General features: G+C 40.5%; 14 protein-coding genes, 1 tRNA gene and 1 pseudogene. 11 read left to right on the forward strand and 5 right to left on the reverse strand.

All coding sequences use genetic code 11. The annotated features are described in order from the left end of the window. Window positions 1-412 precede the first annotated feature (412 nt). The gene (locus tag BV372_RS04240) at window positions 413-2740 is read right to left on the reverse strand and encodes an IMS domain-containing protein (protein ID WP_086683739.1); all 2328 of its coding nucleotides are present in this window, start codon (window positions 2738-2740) and stop codon (window positions 413-415) included. Window positions 2741-3954: 1214 nt separating this feature from the next. On the opposite strand from BV372_RS04240, the gene pdhA reads away from it, so the two are divergent. From pdhA to fba, 5 genes are all read left to right on the forward strand, one after another. Then, the gene (gene pdhA, locus BV372_RS04245; RefSeq protein WP_086683742.1) at window positions 3955-4992 is read left to right on the forward strand and encodes a pyruvate dehydrogenase (acetyl-transferring) E1 component subunit alpha; all 1038 of its coding nucleotides are present in this window, start codon (window positions 3955-3957) and stop codon (window positions 4990-4992) included. Window positions 4993-5083: 91 nt separating this feature from the next. Then, window positions 5084-5953: an aldose epimerase gene (locus BV372_RS04250; RefSeq protein ID WP_086683745.1), complete on the forward strand. Its 870-nt coding sequence runs from the start codon at window positions 5084-5086 to the stop codon at window positions 5951-5953. A 62-nt stretch (window positions 5954-6015) separates the two neighbouring features. Further along, window positions 6016-6087: transfer RNA gene (locus tag BV372_RS04255), tRNA-Lys, on the forward strand. Window positions 6088-6397: 310 nt separating this feature from the next. Then, on the forward strand, window positions 6398-7084 hold the full coding sequence (locus BV372_RS04260) for a Uma2 family endonuclease (protein WP_086683748.1): 687 nt from the start codon (window positions 6398-6400) through the stop codon (window positions 7082-7084). A gap of 306 nt (window positions 7085-7390) precedes the next feature. Then, entirely contained in the window at window positions 7391-8470 is a 1080-nt protein-coding gene (gene fba / locus BV372_RS04265) for a class II fructose-bisphosphate aldolase (protein WP_086683751.1), read from the forward strand. A 401-nt stretch (window positions 8471-8871) separates the two neighbouring features. Here the strand turns inward: fba and hisD are convergent, their stop codons facing one another. The 3 genes from hisD to BV372_RS04280 form a co-directional block, all read right to left on the reverse strand. Further along, window positions 8872-10158, reverse strand: coding sequence for a histidinol dehydrogenase (gene hisD, locus BV372_RS04270; RefSeq protein ID WP_086683753.1), 1287 nt, complete (start codon window positions 10156-10158; stop codon window positions 8872-8874). Between the two features lie 155 nt (window positions 10159-10313). Continuing rightward, on the reverse strand, window positions 10314-10940 hold the full coding sequence (locus BV372_RS04275) for a hypothetical protein (RefSeq protein WP_256973081.1): 627 nt from the start codon (window positions 10938-10940) through the stop codon (window positions 10314-10316). Window positions 10941-11334: 394 nt separating this feature from the next. Then, complete coding sequence (locus tag BV372_RS04280) at window positions 11335-11637, reverse strand: acylphosphatase (protein WP_086683756.1); 303 nt, start codon at window positions 11635-11637, stop codon at window positions 11335-11337. A 241-nt stretch (window positions 11638-11878) separates the two neighbouring features. On the opposite strand from BV372_RS04280, the gene BV372_RS04285 reads away from it, so the two are divergent. From BV372_RS04285 to BV372_RS04295, 3 genes are all read left to right on the forward strand, one after another. After that, window positions 11879-12256: a DUF1823 family protein gene (locus BV372_RS04285; protein WP_086683758.1), complete on the forward strand. Its 378-nt coding sequence runs from the start codon at window positions 11879-11881 to the stop codon at window positions 12254-12256. 280 nt (window positions 12257-12536) lie between these two features. Beyond that, window positions 12537-14195: an alpha-amylase family glycosyl hydrolase gene (locus BV372_RS04290; RefSeq protein WP_086683760.1), complete on the forward strand. Its 1659-nt coding sequence runs from the start codon at window positions 12537-12539 to the stop codon at window positions 14193-14195. Window positions 14196-14447: 252 nt separating this feature from the next. Continuing rightward, entirely contained in the window at window positions 14448-15491 is a 1044-nt protein-coding gene (locus BV372_RS04295) for a 3-deoxy-7-phosphoheptulonate synthase (RefSeq protein WP_086683762.1), read from the forward strand. Between the two features lie 447 nt (window positions 15492-15938). On the opposite strand, the pseudogene BV372_RS04300 reads toward BV372_RS04295, so the two are convergent. Then, window positions 15939-17850: pseudogene (locus BV372_RS04300) on the reverse strand (acetate--CoA ligase family protein). Window positions 17851-18196: 346 nt separating this feature from the next. Between BV372_RS04300 and BV372_RS04305 the strand changes: the two are divergent. The 3 genes from BV372_RS04305 to BV372_RS04315 all read left to right on the forward strand — a co-directional run bounded on the left by BV372_RS04305 (window position 18197) and on the right by BV372_RS04315 (window position 21488). Continuing rightward, the gene (locus BV372_RS04305; protein ID WP_086683764.1) at window positions 18197-18400 is read left to right on the forward strand and encodes a hypothetical protein; all 204 of its coding nucleotides are present in this window, start codon (window positions 18197-18199) and stop codon (window positions 18398-18400) included. 362 nt (window positions 18401-18762) lie between these two features. Beyond that, entirely contained in the window at window positions 18763-19617 is an 855-nt protein-coding gene (locus BV372_RS04310) for a cyanophycinase (RefSeq protein WP_086683767.1), read from the forward strand. Window positions 19618-19820: 203 nt separating this feature from the next. Beyond that, window positions 19821-21488 (forward strand): alpha-amylase family glycosyl hydrolase, encoded by a 1668-nt coding sequence (locus tag BV372_RS04315; protein ID WP_086683769.1) that lies wholly within the window; start codon window positions 19821-19823, stop codon window positions 21486-21488.

Genomic DNA, 21488 nt, shown 5'->3' on the forward strand with positions numbered 1-21488 from the left:
TGTCATGCCAAAATCAGCATTTGTTTGGGATCAGAGGAGTCTTTGTTTAATAAATATTAAGCCGTAACTCTTTGCTGGGATCAAGGGGTATCAAGACGCTTTTTCGGCTTTTGTACGAATCTATCAGCACTTTGGGGATCGTATTGTTATGATCCCATAACATTATTTCCTTTGGATGGAATTACAGCAGCAGGTAATGTCAAAATTCCCTGACAATAGGCTGAAAATAAGCCAAAGACTGCAATTTACAGAGGAAGAACGCCAATAAAACTTATGGGTGATACTGTGAAGTACCACCCAATGAAAGAGTTATGAGCTTTGAAGTCGAGTGAAAAGAGTAGGACACTCAGATAAAATCTGTATTTCCTAAATATAGTGGCTAGCAGAAAATTTCCTTAGGTATGAAATATAGCTAAAAGTTCATGCTGAGCTTATTGACCACTGACATACTCTGGATATGCCACACACCATCTTGCAGAATCAAATTATACCGAACTCGCAAACTTTCGTCAGAAGACTTTTTAATTTGGTCATTTTGATAGAACTGCGTTACTTCTTTTACCGTAGCTTCCACGGATGCACGATTTGAGTCTAAATCAGTTTTTTCTACAGATTCTACCTTTAGGTGATGCTCATACTTCCGATAACGGTTTTCCGCTTTATCTTGCTGGGCAATTAACCGCCATTGAGATAAAGATGAACCAGTTAAAATTTGTTGCAAACTATCAATATCATGATTCGATCCTAAAGCAGCAGCTTTGGTAGATAACCAACTCCGAATGATTTCCTCTGCTGTTGCAGTAGTTAAAGCTTCATTTGGCGACTGTGGTTTGCTGTTTTGATCGGGAATCGGTATTGGTGGTTGATTAATTTCTACTGACAACTGTTCGCCTTGTAAACGTGGTGGCGGCGAAAAAAGACTTCTGACGAATCCAAAGGTTGTGGAGACTATCAACCAAAACACTACTATGACAACTAAAGAAACAAACACAGTCCACACTAGACGCGTTTTTCCTTCTAAAGAATTGGCAAAAGTACGCCGTCTTTGAGGCGAACGATGTCGATTATCTAATGCACGTTCTCGGCTAGGAGATTGACTAGGCTTTCGCCTCCGCCGCTGTTGTGTTTGAGCAGGTGCAGAAACCCTGGCTGAACCATTCATGCTGTGGTGAGGTTCTCTAGCTATGCGTTCAGCAGCAGGAAACTGTGTTATCGGCGTTTCTGGTGGTTTACCTCCAGTAGAAGCTTTGTTCCATCTGGATGGCGAGAAGTTTGAATTTTCTGGTCTTTCTCTAGGTGAAGTTTCAGGTAAGCCTGGGTCAGGTGTTCTGTTGTGATGGAATTGTCGAGAAACACCAGTAGAATTATTGCGTTGGTAGGTATTGTTTGTTTGTGGAGGAGATAAAGGCTGGCGGTTAATTACAGACCATTCATTAGTAGGTTCTGCATCCGTTGGTAAGACTTCTAAATAGGTTTGTACCTGTGGTTCTGCAAAGTAACTTTTTAGAGAAGCTTGCTGCTTTGTCAAATCTCGAAAGTGGGGAAACACTTCATGTTGTAGCCACTGTTCGCCATAGAGACACAGTCCTGGTAATAGGTCTGGAGAATCTTGCGATTTTTCTCGAATAAAAGCTAGCGCTTCATATTCTTGACTAAGTTCCAAAACACGAGTAGCTTCTTCGGTTTGCCCTAATAAAAGCGCACATAGCGATTGTTCCAAATGTACATCTTGGCGCTTGCCCAAACGCATAAGCATTTGCTTGGCCTGACGTATCAAAGCTGGTTGACGCTGAACAAATCCCCTTGCTATCAAGGCATAGACTGCTAAGTAAGTAGCGACAGCGGAAGGACGCTTGCTTTCTGCTTCAAATAACTTGTGCTGTTCTGCGACTGTTAAGTGGTAGCGCAACTGCTGGATAAATCGCAAGAAGTCATCTATGTTGAGACCAGATTCATCATTGCCAGTGCCATCAATTCCACCACGAGCGTCTAAGATATTCTGCAATAATTCCAAGCCTTGGTGACGTTCCGCAGTTTTGGCTTCTGGTAAGGCTAGTAATTCCAGAATCCGATATGGTCGCAATTTATAAAGATCTGCCTGAATTTCAGCCTGCACACTAGGAAATAACCCTTCGCGAGATAATACTTCTTGACCAGTTTCTAAGGAATTAGCAGCATTTTCGTAATGACCTTGTTGCCATTGCTCTCGACCCAGTTCTAGGCAAGCCAAAGCAATAGTCAGAACAACATCTGGGCGGTCTTCTAGGGCTTCTTCGCTTCCTAGATCAGTGCCTGTTGTAGCATTTGCTGCATTGTTTTTATGCACTAAGTGGGGTCGACCTAATTTCAGCACGATTTCATACTCGCCTAGGTCTTGCAGAATCAGTAATGCACCAACTAACTCCTCTTGGGAAATTTCAATGCTTAGACTCTGTGTGTCAATCGCGCCATTGCCATTATTGTTTCCTGGGCGATTTTCAACTGTTACGGTCGCAGAGGCAGTACCATCAGGGTCATAAGCATGGGCAAGATACAGCTGATCGTAACTGCTACGTTCTTTCGGATCTGATAAAACCACGTAAGCTTCTTCTATAAGTTGTTTGCGCGAAGAAATTGCTGCTTGAGAATACTCACGTCGCGGCAATTGTACAATGCGATCGCTGTATGCCTGCCGCAATTGCTCCTGACTTGCCGCTAACGGTAGTCCTAAAATTCGGTAGTAATCTAGCGGAATTCGCACAGCCTACTTCCCCTGCACCGTGATCAACATAATTCACCTAGAGCATTCCAGGCATGTAAAACCGTGCCATAATAATACCGTGTTGACTTTACACCACAAGTGTATATTGCAACAACTTGTTTTGTATCTTCCCGAAATTTGAGTCATATTCTAGTACCTATATTTTGCCTTCGCCTAGAAAGGGTCAGCTTTTTGTTTTAATTCTTAGTATTTTGATTTTTTTAACCACTATCAGCCTTTGAGACCATAAAATCAAATTTCTGGTTTTTTAGGCGATATCAGTTTTGTACTTCTAGAAATATTTGACTCTCCCGTGCAGCTTAGACAACGGGAAGTTTCGGAAGGCAGGTTAACTTGCTATACCCTACTTACCAATGGGTGGAATACACTCATTGGTAAAGCTTGTCGGCTAGTAGAAAGCCAGCTTCAGCAATTAAAGCTATGCTAACTACCCTGACTCTCTCTGGTTTACACCATTAAGACGAATTTGACGAATTTTATGTGTTTGATTTATTCACAAGAGTTTGAGTATTGCTGCCTTAGCGCTGGGGGTACATTTTGGTTGTACCTACCCTAAACACATATAAGAACGTTAACTACTCCGATATATCAACACATGCGTGTTGATTTTACCAGATACGAGACAGTCACTAAAACAGGACTACTGCATAGTGTACCTTGCCTCACTGGTGACAAGTATCTTATTCCATCTCCACGAGGTTTAATGATTAATTCTTTTAGGAATTTCTAAATTAATGCCCTATTAATGCACTTGCATCCGGTGGGATAATCACCGCTTGGTAGATTTCCTGTTGATAACTAGAGAAAAAAATCATATCATTCTTAGACTTAAATTACAATTATTTACCTGAGCATTTAATTCGACGAGGAAGTTTCGACTTGATTTTTGCCAAATTGTTAATGGATATGCAGAAAGCAAGCTATCCTGACTGGTAACCTATGAAAGGGTGTGGAGTCACCTCACAGGGCGGGTTTGCCTCAAGGGTAGTATCCTCACAAAACATGGGCGAAAAAATTGATAATTAAAAATTAAAAGTTAAAAATTCACCATTCCCTCATGTTTATTTTGGTACATCAGTTTTGAGCGTTGACTCCAGCAAACACTAGCTTGTTAAATAGCTAATGCTATATGAGAGCAAGTTCTTGAAAATGGTAAATTTCAGTTTAATGCGACAGGGATACTAAACAAAATAATGGTTCAAGAACGTACATTACCCACCTTTAATACCGCTAACGTCCAGATCACTAAAGAAGAAGGCTTGCGGTTGTATGAGGATATGATCCTCGGGCGCTTTTTTGAAGATAAATGCGCGGAAATGTACTATAGGGGCAAAATGTTTGGTTTTGTCCATTTGTACAACGGTCAAGAAGCCGTTTCTACTGGCGTTATTCAGGGAGCGATGCGACCAGGAGAAGATTTTGTTTCTAGTACCTACCGCGATCACGTCCATGCTTTAAGTTCGGGAGTACCCGCTAGAGAAGTCATGGCGGAGTTATTTGGCAAAGCTACAGGTTGCAGTAAAGGCCGCGGTGGTTCCATGCATATGTTTTCCGCGGAACATCGCTTACTAGGTGGCTATGCTTTTGTGGCTGAGGGTATTCCTGTAGCAGCTGGTGCAGCTTTTCAAAGCAAATACCGCCGCGAGGTATTGGGAGACAAAAATGCTGACCAAGTTACCGCTTGTTTTTTTGGCGATGGCGCTGCCAACAACGGTCAGTTTTTTGAGACTTTGAACATGGCAGCCTTATGGAAACTGCCAATTATATTTGTGGTAGAAAATAATAAGTGGGCAATTGGTATGGCTCACGATCGCGCAACTTCCGACCCAGAGATCTACAAGAAGGCCAGTGTGTTTAACATGGCGGGCGTAGAAGTAGACGGAATGGATGTTTTGGCAGTACGTGCAGTCGCCCAAGAAGCTGTGGCCCGCGCCCGTGCTGGCGAAGGACCAACCGTAATTGAAGCACTTACCTACCGTTTCCGCGGTCACTCCTTAGCAGACCCAGATGAAATGCGAAGCAAGGCTGAGAAAGAATTCTGGTTTGCTCGTGACCCAATTAAAAAGTTGGCAGCTTATTTAGTTGAGCACAATTTAGCAGACCAGGAAGAACTGAAAGCCATCGATCGCAAAATTCAGGGAGTTATCGACGACGCGGTTAAATTCGCTGAAAGCAGCCCTGAACCAGACCCCAGTGAGTTATATCGCTTCGTGTTTGCAGAAGACGAATAAACAGTGCTGAGTACCTAGCTATGAGTGCTGAGTAGGAATAAAAATACTCAGCACTGAGTACTCACAACTCTCTTATCTCAGGACTAAATTTGTGTTTTCAATAGCAATTCAACAGCAACAATACAAAACCTACATTCTTTCTGATGAAATCGCTGGTTCCCAACTGGAAGTTGTTCCAGAACGCGGCGGTATTATCACCCGTTGGCGCATCCAAGGTCAAGAAGTTCTTTACCTAGATGCGGAACGCTTTGCTCATCCTGAATTGAGCGTTAGAGGCGGAATTCCGATTTTGTTTCCTATCTGTGGCAATTTGCCAGAAAACACTTATAGCCACAATGGACAAACCTATACTCTCAAACAACATGGCTTTGCCCGTGACTTACCTTGGCAAGTAACTGAACAAGTAACTCACGAGAAGGCTAGCCTCACCTTAGTTCTTAATAGCAACGAGCAAACACGAGCTGTTTATCCTTTTGACTTTCAACTGGCTTTCACCTACGAACTGCAAGGCAATACCTTAGAAATTCGGCAGCAGTATCAGAATTTGTCATCAACACCATTGCCTTTTTCTATGGGGTTCCATCCCTACTTTGTAACTTCTGATAAAAATCAACTAGAGTTTGCCATCCCTTCTGGTGAATATCAAAACCAGAGAACCAAGGAAATTTCTCCATTTCATGGTAATTTTGATTTTGGTCTCGATGAAATCGACGTTGCCTTTAAGCAGCTAACCAGTCAGTCTGCCTCTGTTGTAGACAACAGCAGAAAGTTAAAACTGACTCTAAATTACGGGAATGAATATCCGATTTTGGTGTTTTGGACAATCAAAGGTAAAGAGTTCTATTGTCTAGAACCTTGGAGTGCGCCCCGCAACGCGCTGAACACTGGCGAACATCTGACTGTGTTAGACCCAGGTACTAGTTATCAAGCATCTGTAAGGTTAACAGCCAATTTTTTCTAAACCCCTTTACAAAACTATAGATGTTGATGCTATAATTGCAAAGTTGTGAAAAACAACTTAACGGGTCGCTAACTCAACGGTAGAGTACTCGGCTTTTAACCGATTAGTTCCGGGTTCGAATCCCGGGCGACCCATATCAAAGGAAAAATGCTCGCTAAAACTTGAGAAAGAAAAGTTGAGGCGAGCTTTGTTATTAATAAGAAGTTTGTGGATGCGCAGACACAAGCGACTTGTCGATAGCAGTTTATGTGCGGGGCGCACCTTCAGAATGGAACAAAGCTAGGGAAAGATTGAATATTTATGCTTAAATAAAAATCTTTTTGTTAGGAGACATCGCTTTTGGGGATGGTGATTTAGACAATTAGATAAGCGATCGCACAATACCTACAATAAACTTCCTCAGTTCGGTAGGATAGGCATAGGCTAAACCCAAGTACCATCATCATGGTAAAAACACCTCCACAACATCGGACAATTCCCCTTTTGGAAAATGGCGACAAACTCAATCGTTATGAATTTGAGCGTCGTTACAACGCTATGCTCAATCTGAAAAAAGCCGAATTGATCGAAGGAATTGTCTATATCATGCCTGCTGCTTTGCGTTTTAGAAGTCACGGTCAACCACATAGTCAAATTATTGGTTGGTTATTTAGTTATGAAGCCATGACTCCAGGTTTGGCGTTGGGAGTTGAGCCGACTGTACGTCTAGACCTGGATAACGCACCGCAACCAGATGCCGTTCTACTCATTGACCAAGAAGCAGGTGGTCAAGCAAGGGTGAGTGATGATGATTATATAGAAGGAGCGCCAGAGTTAGTTGTCGAAATTGCCGCTAGCAATGTTGCAATTGACCTTCATGCCAAAAAACAGGCTTATCGCCGCAATGGAGTCAAAGAATATATCGTTTGGCAAGTTCTTGATCAGAAATTAATTTGGTTCTATCTGGAACAGGGTGAGTATCTAGAGTTAGCCAGTGATAGTAATGGAATTCTGCGAAGTCAGGTTTTTCCGGGGCTATGGTTAGCGGTAGCAGAATTATTAGCGGGGAATATGCAGTCAGTGTTGACTGTGTTACAAACAGGCTTGCAATCTCCTGAACACGCAGCATTTGTTCAGAAACTAGCGCCTTAATTGACTTTAAGCGCTAAAAGTGCATAGGCTTAGTCCGTCGTAGACATCGCTTTTGATCAATTATCTAGAATACAGGACTACCAAAGCCCTAAACGGTGGGGTAGCTGACTGTACAGTAAGTTATTGTGAATATAAGGCACATTTATGAGCTGTAGCGTAAAGTTTTTCAACATAAGCACACATCACTAGTTATAATTTCCTATATGTTGAAAAAACTCTTAAGATTAGCGTAACAATTACATTAATGGTAAATAATTACGCTTCTCTCACACCGACTAGCTGACAACCACATTAGGAGGACTATCTATGGCGCTTGTACCATTAAGGCTGTTGTTGGATCACGCGGCTGAAAACGGTTACGGCATCCCAGCTTTCAATGTTAACAACTTGGAACAAATTCAGGCTATCCTGAAGGCTGCTGTAGAGACAGATAGCCCTGTAATTTTGCAAGCTTCTCGTGGCGCTCGTAACTATGCAGGAGAAAACTTCCTGCGCCATTTGATTTTGGCTGCGGTGGAAACCTATCCTCAGATTCCCATTGTCATGCACCAAGATCATGGTAATGCTCCTTCTACCTGCTACTCAGCAATTAAGAATAACTTCACCAGCGTGATGATGGATGGTTCGCTGGAAGCTGATGCTAAGACCCCCGCAAGCTTCGAGTACAACGTCCGTGTTACCAGCGAAGTGGTGAATGTAGCTCATTCTCTAGGTGTCAGCGTTGAAGGCGAACTCGGTTGCTTAGGTTCTCTAGAAACTGGTGCGGGTGAAGCTGAAGATGGTCATGGTTTTGAGGGTACACTCGATCACTCTCAATTACTGACCGACCCCGACGAAGCTGTAAACTTCGTAGAGCAAACCAAAGTAGATGCTTTGGCCGTTGCTATTGGTACTAGCCACGGTGCTTACAAGTTTACCCGTAAGCCGACTGGCGAAATTTTAGCAATTAGCCGCATTGAAGAAATTCACCGCCGTTTGCCTAACACCCACTTGGTAATGCACGGTTCCTCCTCCGTACCTGAAGATTTAATTGCTCTGATTAACCAGTATGGTGGTGCAATTCCTGAAACTTACGGCGTACCTGTAGAAGAAATTCAAAAAGGTATCAAGAGCGGTGTACGTAAGGTAAACATTGACACTGACAACCGTCTGGCAATTACTGCTGCGGTACGTGAAGCTCTAGCAAAAAATCCCAAGGAATTTGACCCTCGTCACTTCCTCAAGCCTTCTATTGTTTATATGCAGAAGGTTTGTGCTGAACGCTATCAACAATTTGGTACAGCTGGTAACGCTAGCAAGATTAAGCAAATTTCTTTGGAAGATTTTGCTGCTAAGTATGCAAAAGGCGAACTCAACGTTGTCACTAAGTCAGCAGCTAAAGTCTAATTTGGTTAAACAATAATTAGGAGCAAAGTACTCCTTTGCTCCGATTAAGCTGGAAATTGTGATTTTAAGAGAGATTAACCAGGTAGCACTTTAGTTACTTGGTTTTTTCGTTGGCATTGAGCATTGGGCTTTTGTCAGTTGTAAGTGGGAACAGGGAACAGGAAATTCCAGTGATTAATAGACATCTTGCATGAATCCAATCATGCCCTCAGACTTGAAGTCTGGGGCTAGACAAACAAAGCCTGCCTCCGCAGGCTAAATACTTTAAATTAAGTAAAAACTAGTTTTTATGTTAGAAATTCAGGCTAATAAATATTTGTGCAAGAGGTCTAATAGTTAGTCTCCTTGTTTTCCTCATCTTCCTCATCCTTTTTGTCTCCTCAGTCCCCAGTCCCCAGTCGCTATTCTCCCGCTAACCGGATAGCCACACTACCGCCGTGGGCTGGCAAACCTTCTGCTTGTGCTAGTGTCACTGCTGCTTTACCTATTGTTTGTAATGCTTGTTGATTACATTCCAAATAAGTAATACGTTTCAAAAAGTCGTAGACACTCAAGCCAGAAGCAAAACGGGCAGAACGGGCAGTTGGTAGCACATGGTTGGGTCCGCCTAAATAATCGCCAATAGCTTCTGGTGTATAGCGTCCTAAAAATAGGCTACCAGCACATTTGATTTGGTTGGCAAGCAATTGGGGATTATCTACACATAATTCCACGTGTTCTGGTGCTAGCTGGTTTAGTAAGGGAATACTTTCTGCCAAATCATTGACAATAATTACTGCCCCATGTTTTTGCCAACTGGCGGTAGCTACCTCCTTGGTAGCCAGATTTGTCAAAATCTGCTCAACTGCCGCGATCGCTTTTTGTGCGAATATTTCGGAATCGGTAATTAAAATCGATTGGGCGCTGGGATCGTGTTCGGCTTGCGATAGTAAATCCCAAGCAATCCAATCTGGATTGTTCTTATCATCTGCGACAACGAGAATTTCCGATGGACCGGCAATACTGTCAATTCCTACTGTGCCAAATACTTGGCGTTTAGCTTCGGCAACATAGGCATTACCAGGCCCGACAATTTTATCGACAGGGGCAATAGTTTCTGTGCCATAGGCTAAGGCTGCGATCGCTTGTGCCCCACCAATACCGTATATTTCCGTTACACCAGCAATCTTAGCTGCTGCCAATACTGCTGGATTAATCTCACCACGCGGCATTGGCACTGTCATCACAATCCGATCTACCCCAGCAATTTTCGCTGGTAGGGCATTCATCAATACAGAACTAGGATAGCTGGCACGTCCTCCGGGAACATAAATTCCTACTTGTGTCAGTGCTACCCAATTTAATCCCAATCTGACCCCGACTGTATCAGTGTAGCCAACATCTTGGGGCAGTTGCTTTTCATGGAACGCTGCAATTCTTTCGGCGGCTAGTTCTAATGCGGCTTTGACATCAGCCGGACATTGGGCTGCAAGTTCTGCAATAAATGTATCGCTTAGACGCAAAGATTGGGAATTGTAATGGTCAAAGCGGCTGGTATATTCCTGAACTGCGGCATCACCACGCACTTTGACATCAGCCAGAATATCTCGTACTGTCCCGCTAACATCAACAGTTGCTTCCCGGCGATCGTTCACAAGTGCTTTGAATTTGGCAGAAAAATCTTTTTCGGTTGTTTGAAGTAGCTGCATGGACAGTATCTTAGATGCCCTAAGGTTAACAAGAAATTGGGTATAAACATTAATATTTTACCCCAAATTTGTGCTTAAAAAAGCTTAATTTTTAAGGTTATAAGTTGTATATTTACAAATTAAGCTGTAACTTTCTCGATGGGACTTATTTAATTTTAGTAAATAGCTTTCCATCCTTCCACAGTTCGTTTACCAATTGCGCTATCTACCGTTTCTCCAGTTTCTGACAAGAGCCTAATACTCACATTTTTAGAAGGTGACTTTTTAAGAGCCGTCGCTAATTCGTCGCTGACTTTAAATATATTGTTGTTGCCTTCTAAACGAAATACCTGTTCGCCTAGTTTTATATAAAGATTACTAATTTGAAGTGTATTGTTAAATACTAAACAATCAGGTACTCTAATCAGGGTACGGTAGTATGAGCCATAAGAGCAATGGCGATCGCTATAGGCTAACAGAACACGAATAGAGTTTCGGCTCCAAAGGCTAATTACTTCAACCCTAGCATTATTATTAACAAAGTTCCGCCAGAAGTAATTACGGTCAAAAATCCCCAAATAATTACCTTCAAAAGGATCATCAATTCTCACAGGCTTTGACCAAGGTACATCCATATTTGTACCCAAAGCCGCTGATTTCACAACTGGTAGTTCGGCAGAAGCCTTGGCTAGCCGATGGCTTTCTTTTGCCATTACTGTCTGGGAGGAAATTAGGCTTAGTGTCGCTAAATTCAAAGATGCTAGACCTAATCCTACTATCGCCAGTCTAGGCAAACTCCACATTCTGTCATTTTTACGCTTGGAGTGCATTAACATAACTGAATCAAAAACTTAGCTATCAAACTTATCCGCAAATTAATTATGAGTATTTATTCTTTATCGGTATTACTTTAATTAACGGATAGGCATACTACAAATATAGCTTCGATTTTTATCAGTGCTGATGGAACAAGATACTCTAAACCAAACTTTACCTAATCAGATAATCAAACAGACGATTTCAATCTTTTCTAATTGAAAAAAGCATAAATAGTGATAAATTTATACTTCGTATTTTATATGGTAAGGTATACAAACTCCCATATTTATTTGTGTAAATTATCTTAAACGCGCTGTGTCATTTTTAAAGCATGCGGATTTATCCGTAGGATAAACTTCATCTGCAAAAGCGTAAGATTTAACCTAAATGCTTCACTTCAAATCCACGCAAACTTTCCGGTTGTTCGTACTCAACTACAACATTTTTTACCACAGCAGCCGGAGGTCCAATGTGACACCAGCGAATCATCTCTTCTACTACTTCTCGTACTCCTTCAAAAACTGCTTCCACCCGGCTATCGGGAAGATTTCGCACCCAGCCAGTTAATCCCAACTGGCTAGCTGTATCTACTGTGGCGTAGCGATAGCCAACCCCCTGGACTCGTCCAGAAATGAAAACATGAGCACGGATTAGCTCTGGTAGCGATGTAGGATTCGGCATTGACTGGTCTATGCTATATGATTTCCAGTGTACTGGGTTTTTACACAAGGATAAAATCATCCCTATATTTGGCAGTCTAGCTGATTATTAGTGATAAATTGTTTTTCTCTGAGATTGCGATCGCTATTAAGGATGCTTGTCCACAACAGGTCATCAAGACTGGGGACTATAACCATCAACCGCATCCTAATCTTGCAATTACCAATTACCCAACGTCTAAATTTAAAATTTCAACTTGCTTATGTCTAACTTGCCACCACTCACTACAGAAACTATTTGGGCAATTCTCAACGAAAAAATTGATGATACAACAGTCAACCAGTTGGTATGGTACTACTTAGGTTATCGCTACAACTTTGAAACTGGAGAATGGGATAGTAGCAAAGTAGTACCAGAATGGCGCGATGAGTACCCACAACCACCAGATTTTATTGATAGTCGCCCTGCAACAGTCAAATTAACTCGTTCTATTCCAAAGGAGAATAAACAAATACTTAAAGAAAAATTGGGTTTCAAAGGTTACAAAATTGGCGAATTCGGACCTCGTCAAACTCGTAGAGCAACAGCAGCGAATTGGTTATTTAGTTATATGCATCAAAATAGCATTAATTCAGACTAAGCATAAATAGCAGATATTTTGGCAAAATAGTCTAATTTCCACCTAATATCTGCTAATTTTATGATTACTAAAATTTTATTTTGGGTAAAAACTAACTTTTTAATCGCCATGAAAACTGTGTATTAAGTAATTGATTATAAATTTCACTAATAATGAATTTAAAATTTATTCCTGGAGATGGAGTAATTACCTAATTATTTATTTCTAGGGAATGATTGGCTAATTTAATTAGAAGTGAGAAAATACTTTTACCAAGATTTTCTCACTTCTAATTAATAACATGGCGAAGCCAATTGAATTTAATTTATTTGCTCCCTATAACAAAGGCGTAGCATTAATTGGTTCTTTTTCTGATTGGCAAGAAATTCCAATGGAAAAAGGTGATGATGGCTATTTTCGTACTTCTGTTGAATTAGAAGATGGTAGCTATGAATATAAGTTTCGCGTGCAATCAAATTCATGGTTTCTTGAGCCAGAACAATGGGTTGATGTAACAGATCCTTACGCAACTAATATTGACGAATTTGGTGGTAAAGATAACGGTATTGTTAGGATTAAAGATGGCGAAAAGATTGTTGATACCTATGTATGGCAACATGATGATAAACCTTTGCCTGCTGACCACGAATTAGTAATTTATGAATTGCATGTTGGAGATTTTTCTGGCGGTGAGGATGATCCTTATGCAAGAGGTAAGTATAAACATGTTGTTGAAAAATTAGATTATTTATGCGAATTGGGAATCAACGCGATCGAGTTGATGCCTGTGAAAGAATATCCTGGTGATTATAGCTGGGGTTACAACCCTCGGCATTTTTTTGCAACTGAATCTAGTTATGGCTCTACAGAAGAGTTAAAAAATCTGATTGATGAGTGTCATGCTAGAGGCATTCGCGTCATTATGGATGGTATTTATAACCATTCAGAAGCTTCTGGACCATTAACACAAATTGACCACGATTATTGGTATCATCATGCTCCTCGCGACCCTGATAATAGTTGGGGTCCTGAGTTTAACTACGAACATTATGACGAAAATTTAGATACATTTCCGGCACGAAGATTTATCGGTGATACCATCCGATTTTGGATTGAAGAATATCATATAGATGGTATTCGCTATGATGCAGCGCGACAAATTGCCAACTACGATTTCATGCACTGGATTGTTCAAGAAGCGAAAAATGCTGCTGGTGCAAAACCTTTTTACAATATTGCAGAACACATTCCAGAAACTACCAGCATTACTAATGTAGATGGACCAATGGATGGTTGCTGGCATGACAGCTTTTATCATACAGTTACTGCACACATTTGTGGTGACGCGTTTGATTTAGAAAACCTCAAAGACGTTATTGATAGTAAACGTCAAGGTTTTATGGGTGCTACCAATGTGGTAAATTATCTCACTAACCATGACCACGATCGCCTGATGGTGGAACTGGGTAATCGGAATATTTTTGATGAAGAAGCATTTAGACGAGCTAGATTAGGAGTAGCGATCCTGATGACATGTGTTGGCGTGCCTTTGGTTTGGATGGGTGAAGAATTTGGAGAGTACAAACCCAAACAACCTGAATCAGCCAAAATCGATTGGACGCTACTAGGTAATGACTTAAATTCTAGTTTATTTGAATACTATAAAGGCTTGATTAACTTGCGTAAAAATAGCCATGCACTCTACACAGAGAATATTGATTTCATCCATGAAAATCCAGAGGCAAAAGTACTTGTTTATAGCCGTTGGAATGACGAAGGTTCTCAAGTTGTAGTAGTAGCAAATTTTTCAGAAAACTTCTTAGCTGGGTATCATGTTCCTAATTTTCCCTGTAGTGGCACATGGCACGAGTGGACAGCTAATTATGATGTGGAAGCTGGCGACGATGGCATCATAACTGATATTGGACCATACGAAGCCAAAGTATTCGTTTGGCAGTAATGAATTACACTGGTACTGGTACGATAATCTAGTAATAGCAAAAAGGGGGAAATAATGCCCCCTTTTAAATTAGGATAATCAACTAAGCTATTAAAAGTATTTATTATGTCTAATAAATTACAAAAAAATATTGAATCTCTGATCCTTAAATCTAGATTTTTTAAAAATCTCTGAGTTTGTGTAGATTTGGCGCTATAAATGTGTATAATTTTTAAGCCTCAATAAAGTAGCATAAATCACATGATCTGCTCCATGCGCCACACATTGTTCGACGCCAACATTGAGAATTCTCATGTCTTATTAACTCCGAACGAAGTAAAAGCAAAAGTACCATTAACTAAATTAGCCGAACAGACAGTTCTGAAATATAGAGAAGAACTAGAACAAATCCTAGATTTTAAAGATAGAAGAAAATTCATAGTTGTGGGTCCTTGTTCAATTCACGATCCCAAAGCAGCAATCGAATATTCAGAAAGACTGAAGATTTTGGCAGAGAAAGTCCGAGATAAATTACTCTTGGTTATGCGGGTTTATTTTGAAAAACCCAGAACAACAGTAGGATGGAAAGGATTGATTAACGATCCCGAAATGGATGATTCTTTCCATGTAGAAAATGGTTTGTTAATTGCTCGTAGCTTATTGTTAAAAATTGCAGAAATGGGATTACCTGCTGCTACAGAAGCCCTTGACCCTATCATACCTCAGTATATTAGTGAACTGATTGCCTGGTCTGCCATTGGCGCGCGCACAACCGAATCACAAACTCACCGGGAAATGGCAAGTGGACTTTCGATGCCTGTGGGTTTTAAAAACGGTACTGATGGCAATATTCAAGTAGCCTTAAATGCCTTACAATCTGCTAGAACTCCTCATAATTTTCTAGGGATTAATCAAGATGGGCAGGTAAGCGTATTTCAAACTAGAGGTAACGCTTATGGTCATGTTATTTTACGGGGTGGTAATCAACCCAATTTCGATGCTGAAAATGTCCGACTGGTAGAACAGAAGTTAAAAGGCGCAGATTTACCACCAAGAATTGTAATTGACTGTAGTCATGGAAATACGAATAAAGACTACAAGTTACAATCTGCTGTCTTGGAAGACGTAATTCAACAAGTCGTTGATGGCAATACATCCATTGTTGGCATGATGTTGGAATCGAATTTATTTGAAGGTAACCAACCAGTTAATTGTCAAAAAGATGAATTGCAGTATGGTGTTTCAGTGACAGACAAATGTATTGGCTGGGAGGAAACAGAAAAAATTATTTTAGCAGCCTACGAAAAGCTTAAGTAGTTTTAGTGATAAGTACAATACAGCCACCAATAGTATTGGTTCCATAAATCCAATTCCTCTGGTGGCTTTTTAATATGGCGATCGCTGTTATAAAAATTAACAATTATTAGTTCATTTTTCAAAATGAGCATTTAAGGAAGCAGAAAAAAGCATCTACGAAAATTCAATCACACTTTATACAAACACTGTTATAGCAGTCCCCAGTCTAATAAGGTACGAATTTATCTGTCTTGAAAAGTTCTGATCGGAGGAAACCTCCACTCCGACTTTTCGCTGTGTTTATCTGTGTTCATCTGTGGTTAATTACTTCTTCCTGTACTTCACTAGGTTGTGAAACGCTATAGTCAACCTCCTCAGTTAAATGAATTTGAGGAGGTTAATGCATTTCTATTTAATAGCGTTTGTCATCTGTTACATTCTAGAGATTTAAAACGCCTATTTTTCAACTCACAAGATTGTACCGACTTCTTTCAAATAAACCCGCGTAAAGGGTTCCTCTTCTCCCAAGGTGTAATCTTCAATTAACCCTTTACGGCTAATAGAAACATTGTTTCCTTTCTTAATCACCACAGTAGAACCGTCTAAGATATCCCTTACTAGCATCATTTCAGTCTCAGTGGGATTGTCTAGAACAACCATATTACTGCCTTGGTAAAACATCCCATCCTTTTCTAAAATCTCGTCCTCATATTCGACAATTAGTAAATCAAGTTTGGGATTACGTAACAAACTTTGAACATTGCTGTTGTAATCTTTGCTTAAGATTTTTTTCGCCCGATTCACGAAAACTGCATCACGACAAACAGCCCCAACTGTCCAATCTGGATGTTGCAAAAGAATATGGTCAATCGTTTCTTGCAACTCTTGAATTGAGATTTTATTAAAGCTGATGATTTGGTATCCTAGCCTCTGTACCTGATTCAAAAAAGGTTCCTAAGATGTGGGAAGGCACATCAACACTGTCACCAACCGCAGGGTTCAGATGCATTAAAACTCCAGGTGCGGCGTTGATTTCTAAAATGGCAAAGTTACCAGATTTCCAAGACTCAGCAAGGCTTTTGGTAATAACATCAATACCAAGGCAAGTTAACCGGAAGTGTTGGGCAATGTCCTGCGCCAAAATAATGTTGTCATGGTGAACTGTGTGCGTAGCATTAATGCTGATACCGCCAGCCGAGAGATTTGCTACTTTGCGCAGATAAACAGTGCGGTCTTTTTCAATCACACTATCTAATGTCAAACGCTGTTCTTTTAAGTACAATTCCATCGCTTCATCACGCTGGATTTTGCTCATTGGCGAAGTGGGTGTATCCAAACGCGCAGCTTTGCGATTTTCTTGGCGAATTAACTCATCAATAGTAGAATCGCCATCACCGACAACCGATGCAGGGCGGCGTTCTGTGGCAGCGACAAATTTACCATTGACGCACAGCAAGCGAAAATCTGCTCCTGATATACTTTTCTCGACAATTATCCGTGTGGGCTGTTCATCGGGAATCGCAGCAAGTGCCCTACTATAGGCAGATTCTAGTTCTTCGGAGTCTTGTACCTCGGCTGTAACACCAATTCCTTTGTGTCCAACTACAGGCTTAACTGCTACTGGATAGCCAATTTCTCTAGCTACTGCTAGGGCTTCTTTTTCAGTAGTAACGATATCACCCTCAGGTACGGGGAAACCCAAGGTTTTTAAGAAAGCCTTGCAGTCATCTTTGCGAGTGGTAAAGTCAGAATCAATGTGGCTGTCACAGTCAAAAGTTGTCGCTATACCGCGAATATGTTTCTTTCCATAGCCGTATTGCATTAGTCCTTCTTCCCACAAATAAAAAGTGGGAATACCTTTTTCGTAAGCTTTGTGTAGTAAGGCGTAGACTGTGGGGCCACCATAGACAGATTGCCTAAATCTATTTTGTAAGCGTACTAGCTCATCTTCAAAAAGAAAGTCTGCATCTCGGTTAATAGCTTCAAACCAATCCCAAACAAAGTAAACTACCCCTCTAGTTGTGCGTTCGTGAAGCGATTGAATAGCGATACGTACATAATCTGGATTTGGTTGTATACTCCAGCGGTTTAGGTGTAAGCCCATTTCGAGTTTTCCTACTTCTGATAGAGTTTGGGCAAACAGATGGGCGTAGGATTCGTATTCTTGATTGCCTAAAATTGGATAGCGATCGCTAATAATTGAAACATAGTCCTCAATGGGTAGAGGTTTTCTAAACTCGGTCATAACAAAATCGAATACTAGGGCCCCTACTTCCAGATAGGGGTTTGGTCCCATGTAATGTTTGAAGTGGAAAATATCGAATACGTCGGTTTTTCTGGCATTGATGCGGACTGCATCGGTGCTTTTTTCTTGAAGCATTGATGATAAACCTCTAGCTAAACACCCTGAAGTCCGGACGCTTAGTTGCGTTTACCCAGACCTATCTACGATCAATTGATTCTCGTTATTGCTTGGAGAGCGATCGCTTTGCGACTAAATCAGAGTATAAAACTCAACGCTCACTGGGACAGCCTAACTCTACTGACAGAGTTTTTCAGCTATCTAAGGGCATAATCAAGCCGATTCTATTTTTATGACTCAGTGTGGACTAGACCAAGAATATTTTTACACCAAATACTATCCATAAAAAATATAACCTTTGAAAGGTGCGATCACTTCCCAAGTTTTATATATCTAATATACGGATATTAAGAGACAGCAAAGTATGAACAACACAGAAGTTTCTTTGAGAAATGAAGTTCGGCAACTTGCTGATCAAGCATTTCACCTCAAGCTTATTTCTGGTCATGGAGATGGTCCAGACATTAACGAGTACCAAATTGTTTACCAGGGTAAACCTAGGCATCTACCGCTAGAACAAGCTCGCCTTTTTTTAGTCAACTTGCTTTATAGAAGCCAAGCGTATTAGACAGTTCGAGAAAAAATAGACCTTGAAATAGATCTAATTTTTTCAACAGGTTGCTAGGCAAGCAAAAACTTTCTAGACTTTTGCCATTTTCCAAATTAAGTAAATATGAAAAAATAATTTAGTAAGCCTCTAGAATAATTTTCTATTGGCTTACAAAATATTAAACCTATATTTTTAATTAAACCAAGAATTAATTAAATTGTTAGTAATTTGTATATATTTGTGTTTCTATTAATTTTGAAAAATTTTAGATAAAAATTTCAATTTTTAAGCTTCATTTATTAATCTACCAAATGGCTGATTTTATAGTTGGAATTGTCATGCTTTATTGAAAATACTTACACGAAATTTAAGGTGAGATCATGGTGACGAGCGAAATTAAGCGGCAGCTAGTGATTATTGGTGGCGCTGAAGATAAAGAGGGTGATTGCCAAATCCTGCGAGAGTTTTTGCGCCGTGCAGGTGGTACAAAGGCTCATATCGTCATTATGACAGCGGCGACAGAACTCCCAAGAGAAGTTGGTGAAAATTATATTAGAGTCTTTGAACGGTTAGGAGCGGAGAAAGTTCGTATAGTTGATACGGAAACTCGTGATGATGCATCATCATCAACAGCTTTAGAAGCCGTTGAAAACGCCACTGGAGTATTTTTTACTGGTGGTGACCAAGCCCGGATTACTAGCATCCTCAAGGACACTCAACTTGATGAAGCTATTCATAAGCGATTTGCTGAAGGAATAGTTGTAGGAGGTACAAGTGCTGGCGCTGCGGTGATGCCTGACAAAATGATTGTAGAAGGTGATTCAGAAACAAATCCGCGAATTGAAATTGTCGATATGGGCCCTGGTATGAGCTTTTTACCAGGAGTAGTAATCGACCAGCATTTTTCACAGCGTGGTCGCCTTGGACGTTTAATTTCTGCTTTGTTACAAGAACCTGCTGACTTAGGATTTGGCATTGACGAGAATACCGCTATGGTAGTGACCGATAACCAAATTGAAGTTGTTGGTGAAGGTGCGGTCACAATCGTTGATGAGTCAGAAGCAACACACAACAATATTGACGAAATTTTGAGGGATGAGCCTTTAGCTATTTTTGGAGCTAAACTTCATATTTTGCCGCATGGCTATAAATTTGACCTCAAAACCCGCAAGCCTATCCTACAAAATGCCTCAGTGGCAGATGCATCTGTACCTGTTGGTTCAGGAAGTATCTAACTTTTAGTAGATGCATGTGAATTAACTGAAGAATAAATATTTATCGATTAGTAATGTTTAGTTCTTGCCGATCCCCCAAATATCTTAAAGAAGAGGGCAAAAAAGCCTTTTTTATAAGAAGTTAGGGGGATTAATAACATTATGATTAGGTAAAAAAATACCTAATGTATTTTAGTGAATTGAAAAGGCTATCAAGAATAGAAATGGCTAGTGTAATTGAATTTAGCTTGTTTGCTCCTCGTAATAAAAAAGCTGCTTTAATCGGGTCATTTTCTGACTGGCAAGAAACGCCAATGCAGAAAACCGAGAATGGGTATTTTTGTACTCAATTAAAGTTAGAAGATGGTATTTATCAATATAAATTTCGTGTCCAAACTCAAAGCCCCAATTTTTCCCCAGATGAATGGGTAGATGTGATTGATCCTTATGCCACAGATGTTGATGAGCAGCAAAAAGTTGGCTTGGTGCGAATTAAAAATGGCAAACGGATTGTTGATAGTTATAGTTGGCAATACGATGATATACCTCTGCCAGAAAATGATGAATTGGTAATATATGAAATGCACGTTGCCGATTTTACAGGTGGTGAGGTTGATAGGGAAAAACGCGGACAATATTTAGATGCTATTGAAAAATTAGATTATCTTCAGGAATTAGGAATTAATGCAGTTGAATTAATGCCAGTTAATGAGTATCCTGGCGATTATAGCTGGGGCTACAAAGTACGCCACTTTTTCGCCACAGAATCTAGCTATGGTTCAACAGAAGATTTAAAGCGGTTAATTGACCAGTGTCATAGGAGAGGCATTCGGGTCTTCATGGATGGAATTTATAACCATACTGATGAAGAATGCCCGTTAATGCTAATTGACAGGAATTATTGGTACTACGAACACATGCACTATCCAGAGGACCCAGCGAACTATTGGGGCCCAGAGTTTAATTATGATAACTATGACGAAAAATTAGATGTTAAACCTGCTTGGAAATACGTTGGGGACGTAGTGCGTTTTTGGGTTCAGGAGTATCACATTGATGGTATCCGCTTTGATGCGGTACGCCAGTTAGCTAATTTTGAATTTTTGCATTGGTTAGCTTCACAAGCCAAAAAGAATACTGTAGCCAAGCCGTTTTATAATATTGCCGAACACATTCCTGATACAAGCAATGTCACAACACCAGAGGGTCCGCTAGATGCTTGCTGGCATGAAAGTTTTCACTACTTTGTAATTCCACATATTTGTGGGGAAAAATTTGAATTAGATCATCTCAAGCAAGTTTTAGATCCTAGACAGCAGGGTTATAAAACTGCTACGAATGTCATAAATTACTTAGCAACTCACGATCGCGAACGTTTATTTAGAGAATTAGGTAACCAAGGTATCTTTGATGAAGCGGCATTTACACGTGCTAAGTTAGCCGCGGTGCTGTTAATGACCGCAATGGGTATCCCAATGCTATGGATGGGAGAAGAGTTTGGTGAACATAAGCGCAAGAGCGAAAACGTTACCCAGCCTAAGAAAATTGCTTGGCCATTGCTAGAAAAACCTGAAAACCAAGATTTATTTGAGTATTACAAAAAACTCATCGTCCTCCGTAAGCACAATCCAGCCCTGCAAAGTGACAATATAGAGTTTTTCCACGAAGATGCACAGGCAAGACTTTTAGCATACTTCCGCTGGGATAACCAGGGTTCTCAAGTAGTGGTTGTAGTAAATTTCTCTGACCACAATCTTACTGGCTATCATATTCCGAACTTCCCATCGGCTGAGCATTGGCAAGATTGGTTGGCTAATACTCAGGTAGAAGTAGGAAAAGATGGTTTGGTGGCTAACTTCCAACCCTACACAGCTAAGATATTCGTTTCCTAG

The organism is Nostoc sp. T09 (assembly GCF_002154695.1).
In the GTDB taxonomy this organism is placed as follows: domain Bacteria; phylum Cyanobacteriota; class Cyanobacteriia; order Cyanobacteriales; family Nostocaceae; genus Aulosira.

Excerpts from the sequence above, each read along its gene's own strand:
- pdhA (WP_086683742.1), top strand. The coding sequence starts at position 3,955 with ATGGTTCAAGAACGTACATTACCCACCTTTAATACCGCTAACGTCCAG.
- BV372_RS04260 (WP_086683748.1), top strand. The coding sequence starts at position 6,398 with ATGGTAAAAACACCTCCACAACATCGGACAATTCCCCTTTTGGAAAAT.
- fba (WP_086683751.1), top strand. The coding sequence starts at position 7,391 with ATGGCGCTTGTACCATTAAGGCTGTTGTTGGATCACGCGGCTGAAAAC.
- hisD (WP_086683753.1), bottom strand. The coding sequence starts at position 10,158 with ATGCAGCTACTTCAAACAACCGAAAAAGATTTTTCTGCCAAATTCAAA.
- BV372_RS04275 (WP_256973081.1), bottom strand. The coding sequence starts at position 10,940 with ATGTGGAGTTTGCCTAGACTGGCGATAGTAGGATTAGGTCTAGCATCT.
- BV372_RS04280 (WP_086683756.1), bottom strand. The coding sequence starts at position 11,637 with ATGCCGAATCCTACATCGCTACCAGAGCTAATCCGTGCTCATGTTTTC.
- BV372_RS04285 (WP_086683758.1), top strand. The coding sequence starts at position 11,879 with ATGTCTAACTTGCCACCACTCACTACAGAAACTATTTGGGCAATTCTC.
- BV372_RS04290 (WP_086683760.1), top strand. The coding sequence starts at position 12,537 with ATGGCGAAGCCAATTGAATTTAATTTATTTGCTCCCTATAACAAAGGC.
- BV372_RS04295 (WP_086683762.1), top strand. The coding sequence starts at position 14,448 with ATGCGCCACACATTGTTCGACGCCAACATTGAGAATTCTCATGTCTTA.
- BV372_RS04305 (WP_086683764.1), top strand. The coding sequence starts at position 18,197 with ATGAACAACACAGAAGTTTCTTTGAGAAATGAAGTTCGGCAACTTGCT.
- BV372_RS04310 (WP_086683767.1), top strand. The coding sequence starts at position 18,763 with ATGGTGACGAGCGAAATTAAGCGGCAGCTAGTGATTATTGGTGGCGCT.
- BV372_RS04315 (WP_086683769.1), top strand. The coding sequence starts at position 19,821 with ATGGCTAGTGTAATTGAATTTAGCTTGTTTGCTCCTCGTAATAAAAAA.